Below are 2,155 nucleotides of genomic sequence, written 5' to 3'. Positions count from 1 at the left end.
GCGAGCAAGCCCGCTCCCACACAAGCCCGCTCCCACACAAGCCCGCTCCCACAGGGTTCGCCTACATTTGTTTTACCGTGTCAGTCCAGGTCGCTGGCGTCATGGCGCTCGGCCAATTGTTCCTCGACCGGCCCCGACACCCGATTCACCCGCCGCCCCCGCTGCACCGCCGGCCGCGCTTCAATCGCCTCCGCCCAACGCAGCACGTGCGTGTACTCATGCACCGACAAAAACTCCGCCGCCCCATACAACCGGCCTTTGACCAAGCCACCGTACCAAGGCCAGATGGCAATATCGGCGATGGTGTATTCATCCCCGGCGATGTATTCACTCACCGCCAGACGCTGGTCCAGCACGTCCAGCTGACGCTTGGTCTCCATGGCAAAGCGGTTGATCGCGTATTCCATCTTGCTCGGTGCATAGGCATAAAAATGCCCGAAACCGCCGCCCAGGTACGGCGCGCTGCCCATCTGCCAGAACAGCCACGACAGGCACTCCGCGCGGGCCGCAGGCTCTGTGGGGAAAAACTCGCCGAACTTCTCCGCCAGGTACTGCAGGATCGCGCCGGACTCGAACACGCGAATCGGGTTTGCGCCGCTGCGGTCCAGCAACGCCGGGATCTTGGAGTTCGGGTTGACCCCGACAAAGCCGCTGCCGAACTGGTCGCCGTCGCCGATCTTGATGAGCCAGGCATCGTATTCGGCGCCGCTGTGCCCCAGGGCCAGCAGCTCTTCGAGGAGGATGGTGACCTTCTGCCCATTGGGCGTGGCCAGGGAATACAGCTGCAACGGGTGCTTGCCGACCGGCAGTTCTTTGTCATGGGTGGCGCCGGCAATGGGCCGGTTGATGCTGGCAAAGGTGCCGCCGTTTTCGGTGTCCCAGGTCCACACTTTTGGGGGTACGTAGTCGGTCATGCTTACTGCTCCAGAGGCGCTTGCGATCAACGAAGCGCTCCAGACTAAACCAAAGGCTGATGGCTCGTCACACAGTGAATGCCGCCGCCACCCGCTGCAATGGCGTCAATATTGAGCTGCAGCACCTTGCGCTGCGGGTAGAGCCGGGCCAGCAAGTCCAGCGCCTTGCGGTCTGCCTGCGGGTCGCCGAACTCCGGGGCGATAACCGCACCGTTTATCACGAAGTAGTTGATGTAGCCCGCAGCGAAGTCCAGGTTGCCCTGGCTGAAGCGGTTTTTGCGCGGCTTGAGCGGCGGCGACACGGTGTGTACCTGCAATGGGCGACCGTCGGCGTCGCTGGCGTTCTTGAGGATCTCCAGGTGCGCCAGGGTGACCTTGTGATCGTAGGACTCGGGGTCGGTGTCGAGGTTGGCTAGCACCACGCCCGGCGCAACGAAGCGCGCATAGAAATCCACATGGGCGTCGGTAATGTCCTTGCCCTTGATGCCCGGCAGCCAGATGATCTTGCGCAGGCCCAGGCGTTCCTTGAGTTCGGCCTCGACCTCGGCCTTGCTCCAGTCGGGGTTGCGGTTGCGGTTGATCCAGCTGCTTTCGGTCATGATGCCGGTGCCCAGGCCATCCACCTCGATGGCACCGCCCTCGCCCACCAGTTCGCTGCGCACAGGCTTGGCCCCGGTTTCTTCAGCGACCAGCGCCGCCAACAGCGCATCATCGGCGTGCTGCTGCTTGTTGCCCCAACCGTTGAAATTGAAGTCCACCGCACGCTGGCCGCCGGCGCCGTCGATGACAAAATTGGCACCGGTGTCGCGCATCCAGATGTCGTCCAGCTCGGTTTCGACAAAGGTGATATTGCGCGTGCCGCAGTGTTTTTCGGCCAGTGAACGCTCGTCTTCGCGGCAGAACACGGTGACCGGTTCATACGCGGCAATCGCCCGGGCGATGCGGCCCAGGGCGGCTTGCACATCGGCGGTGAAGTCCTCCCAGATCGCGTCCTGGGCGCCAAAGGCGATAAAGGCCTGGCGGTGGGTTTCGCCTTCGTCGGGCATGTAGAAACCGCCGCGAGTGGCGGCGCGCAGGTGCGGGGCGATCAGGGCCATGGCGCTGACCACAGCGGCTTGTTGGATGAAGGTGCGACGGGTTGGCATAAGGTTCTCTGTTTACGACTCTGAATTGAAAAACACACCCTTGTGGCGAGGGAGCTTGCTCCCGCTGGGCTGCGTAGCGGCCCCAAAAGCTTGGGA

2 protein-coding genes are annotated in these 2,155 nt (G+C 63.1%); both read right to left on the bottom strand.

Annotated elements, in window-relative coordinates:
* Positions 1–80 precede the first annotated feature (80 nt).
* Positions 81–914 (bottom strand): glutathione-dependent disulfide-bond oxidoreductase, encoded by an 834-nt coding sequence (gene yghU / locus NUV89_RS29370; protein ID WP_257784071.1) that lies wholly within the window; start codon positions 912–914, stop codon positions 81–83.
* A 44-nt stretch (positions 915–958) separates the two neighbouring features.
* Entirely contained in the window at positions 959–2,059 is a 1,101-nt protein-coding gene (locus NUV89_RS29365; RefSeq protein ID WP_257784070.1) for an agmatine/peptidylarginine deiminase, read from the bottom strand.
* Positions 2,060–2,155: the final 96 nt, after the last annotated feature.

The sequence above is a fragment of the Pseudomonas sp. 18.1.10 genome (assembly GCF_024655625.1).
GTDB lineage: Bacteria > Pseudomonadota > Gammaproteobacteria > Pseudomonadales > Pseudomonadaceae > Aquipseudomonas.
The sequence above is the reverse complement of the archived record's forward strand: the minus strand, read 5'-3'. Positions and strand labels throughout refer to the sequence as shown.

Coding starts and splice junctions, on each gene's coding strand:
- NUV89_RS29365 (WP_257784070.1), bottom strand. CDS start 2,059: ATGCCAACCCGTCGCACCTTCATCCAACAAGCCGCTGTGGTCAGCGCC.
- yghU (WP_257784071.1), bottom strand. CDS start 914: ATGACCGACTACGTACCCCCAAAAGTGTGGACCTGGGACACCGAAAAC.